Genomic DNA, 7,902 nt, shown 5'->3' on the forward strand with positions numbered 1-7,902 from the left:
GGCCGCTCGACCTTCTTCCTCAGCCTCGAAGACGACCTGATGCGCATCTTCGGCGGCGGTCGGATGGATTCGATGCTCCAGCGGCTTGGCCTTCAGGAGGGCGAGGCCATCGTCCATTCCTGGGTCAACAAGGCCATCGAGAAGGCGCAGGGCAAGGTCGAGGCGCGCAACTTCGACATCCGCAAGAACCTGCTGAAATTCGACGACGTGATGAACGAGCAGCGCAAGGCCGTGTTCGGCCAGCGCCGCGAGATCATGGAGGCCGCCGACATCGCCGACACGGTGCGCGACATGCGCCACGACGTCGTGCGCGAGCTGGTCGCCCGCCACGCGCCCGAGCGCGCCTATGCCGACCAATGGGACGTCGACGGGCTCAAGGCCGAGCTTCTGAAGCATTTCGCGCGAGACATGCCGGTCGAAGAATGGGCGCAGGAAGACGGGATGGACCCCTCGCATCTGCGCGAGCGCATCGAGGCCGAGACCGACAAGGCCGCCGCCCAGAAAGTCGCCGAGATGGGCCCCGACATCGCCCGCCAGATCGAGAAGGCGGTGCTGCTCCAGACCATCGACCATCACTGGCGCGAGCATCTGGTGACGCTCGACCATCTGCGCTCGGTGATCGGCCTGCGCGGCTACGCCCAGCGCGACCCTCTCAACGAGTACAAGTCCGAGGCGTTCTCGCTGTTCGAGGCGTTGCTGGCCCGGTTGCGCACCGAAGTCACCGGCCAGCTCAGCCACATCCGGCTCGCCGCGCCCGAAGCCGCGCCGGCCCCCGCGCCCGCCCCGCAGCTGGAGATGGCGGACGCCGGCCCCTCCGACGTCGCCCTGGTCGAGCGCGCCCCGGTGGCGGGCGCCGACCCGAACGACCCGGGGACCTGGGGACGCGTCGGACGCAACGACGCCTGCCCCTGCGGCTCGGGCAAGAAGTTCAAATACTGCCACGGGCGCCTCTGACGCCCGCCATCGTTCAGCTCTGCGCGACCGGCGCGAAAGCGGTCGCGTGCCGCCGGGCGAGCTCCGCCTTCTGGACCTTGCCCATCGCGTTGCGCGGCAGGGCGTCGGCGAAGAACACCGCGCGCGGCTGCTTGTAGCGCGCAAGCTGCGGCGCGACGGCGGCGACGACCCCCTCCGCGGTGAGGGCGGCGCCCGGCGCCGGCACGACCACCGCCGCGACCCCTTCGCCGAAATCGGGATGCGGCAGGCCGATCACCGCCGATTCGACGACGCCCGGCAGCGCGTCGATCAGCGTCTCGACTTCCTTGGGATAGACGTTGTAGCCGCCCGAAATGATAAGATCCTTCGCCCGCCCGACGATGGACACATAGCCGTCAGGCTCGATCCGCCCCAGATCGCCGGTGATGAAGAAGCCTGACGGGCGGAGTTCGGCGGCGGTCTTCTCCGGCATCCGCCAGTAGCCTTTGAACACGTTCGGCCCGCGCACCTCGATCATCCCGGTCTCGCCCCGCGGCAGCGGCGCCCCGGTGGCGGGGTCGGCGACGATCACCTCCACGTCGCGCAGCGGCAGGCCGACAGTTCCGGCCCGCCTGTCGCCGTCGAGCGGATTGGAGGTGAGCATCCCCGTCTCGGTCATGCCGTAGCGTTCGAGGATCGCGTGGCCGGTCCGGTCGCGCCAGCGCGCATGGGTCTCGGCGAGCAGCGGCGCCGAGCCGGAGATGAACAGCCGCATGCCCGACGTCGCCTCCCGCGTCAGGCCGGGATGGTCCAGCAGGCGGGTGTAGAAGGTCGGCACGCCCATCATCATGGTGGCGCGCGCGGGCCCCTCCCGGGTCATGTCGGCGAGGATCGCGTCGGGGTCGAACTTGGCGTGCAGCAACATCCGCGCGCCGGAGATCAGCGCCGTGTTGGTCGCCACGAACAGCCCGTGCGTGTGGAAGATCGGCAGGGCGTGGATCAGCACGTCCGACGGGCCCATCCCCCATGTCCCGACGAGCGTCGCGCCGTTCGAGGCGATGTTGCGATGGGTGAGCATCGCGCCTTTCGAGCGGCCCGTGGTGCCCGAGGTGTAGAGGATCGCCGCCAGGTCGTCGGGCCCGCGCGGAACCGCCTCCGCCAGCGGCGCCAGCGCAGCGGCCATCTCCGCGAGGCTCCCCGAGCCGTTCGCGCCCAGCGTCAGCACGCGCCCCACCCCCGCCTGCGCCGCCACCGGCGCCAACGCCGCCTCGCGCGAGGGGTCGCAGACAAAAACCGCAGGCTCCGCGTCGTCAAGGAAATAGCCGATCTCGGCGGGGGTGTAGGCGGTGTTGAGCGGCAGGAGCGCAGCGCCCGCCAGCACTAGGCCCATCGCCAGATGCAGCGCCTCGAGCGACTTCTCCACCTGCACGGCGACGCGGTCTCCGGGGGCCGCGCCGGCTTCGGCGAGCGCCGCCGCCATGCGCGCCGCCGCCTCCCAGAACTCCCCGCGCGTCTGGACGGCGTCGCCGAGATGGATCAGCGGATCGTCCGGGCGGCCCGCCGCGCAGAGCGCGCGGGCGAGGTGGTTGGCGTCGTGCATCGTCGCGTCTCCGGTCTCAGGCCTTCGCCGCGGCGCGCGCCGCAGGGCGGGCGCGCGACAGTTTGCGCACGGCGGGCGCGCAGATCACCTCGCCGCCATTGGCGTATGCCTCGTGGTTCTTCTCGATGGCGTCGAGGTCGTAGAGGTAGTTGACCATCGCGCCCCAGCTCGCGGCGCGCCCGCGCGGCGACAGGTCCGCCGCGGGGTTGACCCGGTCGAGCCGCGCGCCGTTGCCGAGATGGAACCGCGCCACCGGGTCCGCCGCGCCGCCGCGGGGGCCGCGCGCCTCCACGAGATAGCGGGCGGCGAGCGCCGCGACGTCCCCGGTCGCCGCGCGCCACGCGGCGGCGTCGAGATCGGGCGCGAGCGCGTCGAGCCGCGCGACCGCCTCGATCTCCGCGGGCTCCAACATCCCGGCATCGCCCCGCGCCGCCTCGGCTCGCGCCCAGTCGCGCAGGCCGGGGATGGGGGAGAGCGTCGCGAAGCCGCGCAGGCCGGGGAACTCGCGCGCCAGATCCTCCGCCACCTGCTTGATCAGGAAGCTGCCGAAGGAAATCCCCCGCAGCCCCGCCTGACAGTTCGAGATGGAGTAGAACACCGCCATCCGCGCCCTGGCGGGGTCGAGCGGCGCGCGGCTCTCGGCGAGGATCGGCGCGATGGCGTCGGGCATGGCCTCGGTCAGCGCCACCTGTACGAAGATCAGCGGGTCGTCGCGCAGGGCGGGGTGGAAGAAGGCGTAGAGCCGCCGGTCGGGCGCGGCGACGCGGCGGCGCAAATCGTCCCAGCCCTGGATCTCGTGCACCGCCTCATAGGCGATGATCTTCTCGAGGATCGCCGCCGGCGTGTTCCAGTCGATGGCGCGCAGCTCCAGAAAGCCGCGGTTGAACCACGAGGCGAACAGATGCCGGAAATCGCCGTCGAGCGACGCGAGTTCGGGGTGCTCGGCCATGCATTCGAGCAGATCGGCCCGCATCCGCACCAGCGCGGCCGTGCCGCCCGGCGCGAGGTTCAGGCGGCGAATCAGCTCCTGCGTGCGCGGCTCGCAGGCGTGATGCAGCGCGCGCGAGGCCGACGGCCCCTCGGCGCGGCGCCGCTCCAGCGCCGCCTCCAGCGCGGCCTCGTCCACGCCGAAGCGGGTGAGGCCGGCGAGGAACACGTCGCGTTTCTCGGCCTTCGAGAGGCGCGCATAGCGGTCGAGGATCTCGCGCGCCATGGCGAGGCCCGTCGCCTCGCCCCGCCCCGACAGCAGCGCCTCGCACAGATCGGCGAGCGAGGGCTGCGCCGCGCCTTTCCATGGGCTGAGCGCCCGCCCCGCATCCGCCACCCGCGTCCACAGATCGCCGATGAGCCCGGTCGTCGTCTGAAATGTCGTCTGAACCTGCGCAGTCGCCATCATCGCACTCCCATCGCCAAGTCCGGAAGCCAGGTCGCCAGCCCCGGAAACACGCACAGGATGATGATGGCGAGAATCATGCAGCCGACATAGGGCAGAGAGCCCCTCAGGATGGTCCTGAGCGAGATGTCGGGCGCGATTCCGTTGATGACGTAGAGATTCAGACCCACCGGCGGTGTGATCAGCCCGATCTCCATGTTGATCGTCAGCACCACGGCGAACCAATAGGGGTCGAATCCCGCCGACAGCACGATCGGCATCAGCACCGGCGCCGCCATCAGGATCACCGCTACGGGCGGCAGGAAGAAGCCCGCCACCAGCAGGAAGACGTTGATGGCGCCCATCAGCACCCAGCGGTTCACATCGAGCCCGGCGATCCACTGCGCGACCGTCTGTGTGATGAACAGCGAGGACAGCATGTAGCTGAACACCCCCGCCGCCCCGATGATGAACATGATCATCACCGACTCGCGCGTGCTGTCGCGCAACACCGTCCAGAGCGCGGAGAAGCTCCACATACGGTAGATGACGACCGCCACCGCCACGCAGGCGAGAGCGCCGACGGCGGCGGTCTCGGACGGCGTGGCGATCCCGCCATAGAGCGCATAGAGCACGGCCACGATGATCGCGAGGAAGGGAAGGACGCGCGGCAGCACCTCGAGGCGCTCCGCCCAGCTGTAGCCCGCGCCGCGGCCCATCAGATGGATGGCGCCCGAGCGCCACGTGTCGAAGATCGACCACGCCATGAACAGGCCGGTCAGCATCAGACCGGGGATGACGCCTGCGAGAAACAGCCGCCCGATCGAGGTCTCGGTGGCGATGCCGTAGACGATCATCGTCACCGAAGGCGGAATGAGGATGCCGAGCGTGCCGCCCGCCGCAATCGACCCGGCGGCCACCGTGTCCGGGTAGCCGCGCTTGCGCATCTCGGGAATGCCCATCTTGCCGATGGCCGCGCAGGTCGCGGGCGAGGAGCCCGACATCGCCGCGAACAGCGCGCAGGCGCCGAGATTGGACACGACGAGGCCGCCGGGCACCCGCGTCATCCAGCGCTCCAGCGCCTCGTAGAGGTCGGCGCCCGCGCGGGTCGAGGCGATGGCGGCCCCCATGATGATGAACATCGGGATCGAGAGCAGCGCGAAATCGTTGAGCTTGCCGAACAGCACTTCGGGGATCAGCTCGAGCGCGCCGAACCCGTCGAACACCAGCAGGAACCCGGCTGCGACGATCAGCAATCCCGACGCCACCGAGACCCCCGAGAACAGCACGATGGTGGTGACGACCCCGACCAGCGCCCCGAGGATCAGCGGATCCATCAGTAATCCTCCTCGAAATCGCCGTGCAGCGCGACGTCCTCGCGGCCGAAGACCGTCTCGACCAGATCGGCTGCGAGCTGCAGCAGGAACAGCCCGAAGCCCAGCGGCATCGCCAGATAGGGAATCCAGAGCGGCGGACCCCAGACCGTGTCGGAGCGCCAGCCGCGGCTGCGGGCGAGTTCGAAGATCTCGAAGCCGTAGAAGGCGGCGACCCCGATCACCGCCATCGTCATCAGCAGCGTCAGCATCGCCATCCCGCGCCGCAAGACCGGCGGCAGGAGGTTGGGCACGAGATCGACGTTCACATGGCCGCGCAGAAGCTGCACATAGGGCAGGCCGACCAGCGTCGCCCCGATCACGAGGAAGATCACGGCCTCCGTCTGCCAGACGGTCGACGCGTTCATCACCGTCCGCACCCAGATCATCTGGCAGGTGACCGCGACGGCGGCGAGGATCATCAGCGCCGAAGCGACGCCGGCGGCGGTCGAGAGCGCGCCGACGCCGCGCACGGCCAGCGCAAGCGGCGCAGGCAGAGATACCGGCGCTTTCGCGCCGGGGGCTTTTCCGGCCATCGCGCGACTCCGTCAGGGCGTCGGGGAAAAAGGGAAGGGGGCCCGGCGGGTTGCGCCGGGCCGGGCCGTCACTCGACGGCGAGCGCGAGGTCGAGCAGGCGCTGGCCGTCCGGCGCGCTGTCGACGAAGGACGGGAAGGACGAGCGCTTGGCGACCGCCAGCCACGCGTCGAAATCCGCCTGCGTCATCTCGGCGATCTCGACGCCCGCGTCGCGGAACGTCTGGGTCGCGGCGTCGTCGGCGAGCTTGGCTTCGGCGAGATAGAACGCCTCGGCCTTCTCGGCGGCGGCGCGCAGGGCGGCCTGCTGTTCGGGCGTCAGCGCCTCGAAAGCCGTCTTGTTCATCAGCAGCGGCTGATACATGAACCACAGCGCGATGTCGGCGGGCGGCGTGTAGCACTTCACCTGCTCGTAGAGGCGGAACGAGGCGAAGCTCTCCGACGAGGTCATCGCCGCGTTCAGCACGCCGGTCTGCATCGCGTTGTAGATTTCCGACGAGGCGAGCGAGGTGATCGACGCGCCGGCCTCGGCCAGCATCTGCTCGAACGACTTGCCGGCGGCGCGGATCTGCTTGCCCTGCACGTCCTCGGGCTTGGCGATGCAGCCTTCGATAGAGCCGAAGCCGCCCGCGAGATAGCCGTGCACGAGCACCATCACGTCGTCCTCGGCCATGATCTTCTCGAGTTCGTCCATGAAGGGCGAGTTCACGAGGCGCGCGGCGTGGTCGTGGTTCTTCACGAGGCCCGGCATCAGGGTGAGGTTGTAGGCGGGGCGCTGACCGCCGGCGTAGCTCAGCGGAAGAACGGTCATGTCGAGGCGGCCGCGCGAGAGCGGGTTGTACTGCTCCAGCGCCTTGAACAGCGAGCCCGACGGGAAGATCTTGATCTCCAGATCGACATTCGCGGCGGCGACTTCGTCGGCCACCATCTGCGCGACCTTGTGGCGGACGTCGCCGGTCGACCACTGATGGCTGAGCCGGAGTTCGGCGGCGGAAGCAGCGCCGGCGACGGCGAAAGACAGGGCGGCCGAAGCCGCAAGGCGCGAAAGCGCGGTCATGAAAGTTCCTCCCAGGATGCGCGGGGTTCGGCGGCGCCGGCCCGTTTGCGCGCGTTATGTCGAAAGACTAAGCGCGCGATGCGCTCAGATGCAAGCGTCTTGCATACACGAAACGCCTTGCTGCATGCCGGGCGCCCTTCTACTCTCGCTTCATGAGCGATGTGGGGGCCGACATCGAGGGTGGAGCGCCGCGCGACGTGGAGCGCGCGGGCGTCGAAAAGCGCGCCGACGCGCTGCGCGACGCGCTGGAGGATGAAATCCTGACAGGCCGCCTCGCGCCGGGCGCGCGGCTCGAGGAAGTCGCGCTGGCGCGGCGCTTCGGCGTCTCGCGCACGCCAATTCGCGAGGCGCTGCTGCAGCTCTCCGCCTCCGGGCTCACCGAATACAGGCCGCGGCGCGGCGCATCCGTCGCTCAGATCGGCCCTCGCCGGCTCGGCGAGATGTTCGAGGTGATGGCCGATCTTGAGGCGATGGCGGCGCGTCTGGCCGCGCGCCGCGCCGGCCCCGAGGACGTCGCGGCGATCCGCGAGGCGCACGAGGCCTGCGCGCGCGCCGCCGAAGCGGGCGACGGCGACGCCTATTATTATGAGAACGAGCGCTTTCACGACCTGATCCGTCGCGCCGGTCGCAACGGATTTCTCGCCGAGCAGGCCGACGCGCTGCAGAAGCGCCTGCGGGCCTATCGCCGTCTGCAACTGCGCGCGCGCGGGCGCATCGAGGCGTCCTTCGCCGAGCACGAGACGGTGATGGAGGCGATCGCTCGCGGCGACGAAACCCCTGCCGCCGAGGCGATGCGAGCCCATGTCGCCGTACAGGGCGAGCGTTTCGCCGACCTGCTCGCTTCGCTTCCAACTTCCGGCGCGACTGCGGTAGGCTGAACCCACCTTCTGGCCTTTCTGCGCTATCGACCACTGGATGAAAATCCGGTGGTCGACCATCTTCTCCAGGCGCTTTGGCGATTATCAGACTCGTATTTAGAAAAGAAACTTTGCTAACTTAGTGTAACACAAAATATTCCCTGTGCTTGATTCAAGTCAACGAGCCAATTTACTTA

The 7,902-nt window shown here is 69.5% G+C and carries 7 protein-coding genes; 2 read left to right on the forward strand and 5 right to left on the reverse strand.

The features are described from left to right. The coding region (locus tag V7Q31_RS15965) for an SEC-C metal-binding domain-containing protein (RefSeq protein ID WP_333834852.1) at positions 1–954 on the forward strand (954 nt) is incomplete at its 5' end. 13 nt (positions 955–967) lie between these two features. Here the strand turns inward: V7Q31_RS15965 and V7Q31_RS15970 are convergent. The 5 genes from V7Q31_RS15970 to dctP all read right to left on the reverse strand — a co-directional run bounded on the left by V7Q31_RS15970 (position 968) and on the right by dctP (position 6,848). Beyond that, the gene (locus tag V7Q31_RS15970) at positions 968–2,512 is read right to left on the reverse strand and encodes a malonate--CoA ligase (RefSeq protein ID WP_333834853.1); all 1,545 of its coding nucleotides are present in this window, start codon (positions 2,510–2,512) and stop codon (positions 968–970) included. 16 nt (positions 2,513–2,528) lie between these two features. Then, entirely contained in the window at positions 2,529–3,905 is a 1,377-nt protein-coding gene (locus tag V7Q31_RS15975) for a malonyl-CoA decarboxylase (RefSeq protein WP_333834854.1), read from the reverse strand. Further along, positions 3,905–5,221, reverse strand: coding sequence for a TRAP transporter large permease (locus tag V7Q31_RS15980; RefSeq protein WP_333834855.1), 1,317 nt, complete (start codon positions 5,219–5,221; stop codon positions 3,905–3,907). Before V7Q31_RS15980 ends, V7Q31_RS15975 begins: the two co-directional genes overlap by 1 nt. After that, positions 5,221–5,793: a TRAP transporter small permease gene (locus tag V7Q31_RS15985; protein ID WP_333834856.1), complete on the reverse strand. Its 573-nt coding sequence runs from the start codon at positions 5,791–5,793 to the stop codon at positions 5,221–5,223. The genes V7Q31_RS15980 and V7Q31_RS15985 overlap by 1 nt, the downstream gene beginning before the upstream one ends. 68 nt (positions 5,794–5,861) lie before the next feature. Next, positions 5,862–6,848: a TRAP transporter substrate-binding protein DctP gene (gene dctP / locus V7Q31_RS15990; RefSeq protein WP_333834857.1), complete on the reverse strand. Its 987-nt coding sequence runs from the start codon at positions 6,846–6,848 to the stop codon at positions 5,862–5,864. Positions 6,849–7,000: 152 nt separating this feature from the next. Between dctP and V7Q31_RS15995 the strand changes: the two genes are divergently transcribed. Beyond that, a complete protein-coding gene (locus V7Q31_RS15995) occupies positions 7,001–7,726 on the forward strand; it encodes a GntR family transcriptional regulator (protein ID WP_333834858.1) in 726 nt (241 codons plus the stop codon). Positions 7,727–7,902: the final 176 nt, after the last annotated feature.

This window comes from Rubrimonas sp. (assembly GCF_036788415.1).
Classification (GTDB): domain Bacteria; phylum Pseudomonadota; class Alphaproteobacteria; order Rhodobacterales; family Rhodobacteraceae; genus Rubrimonas.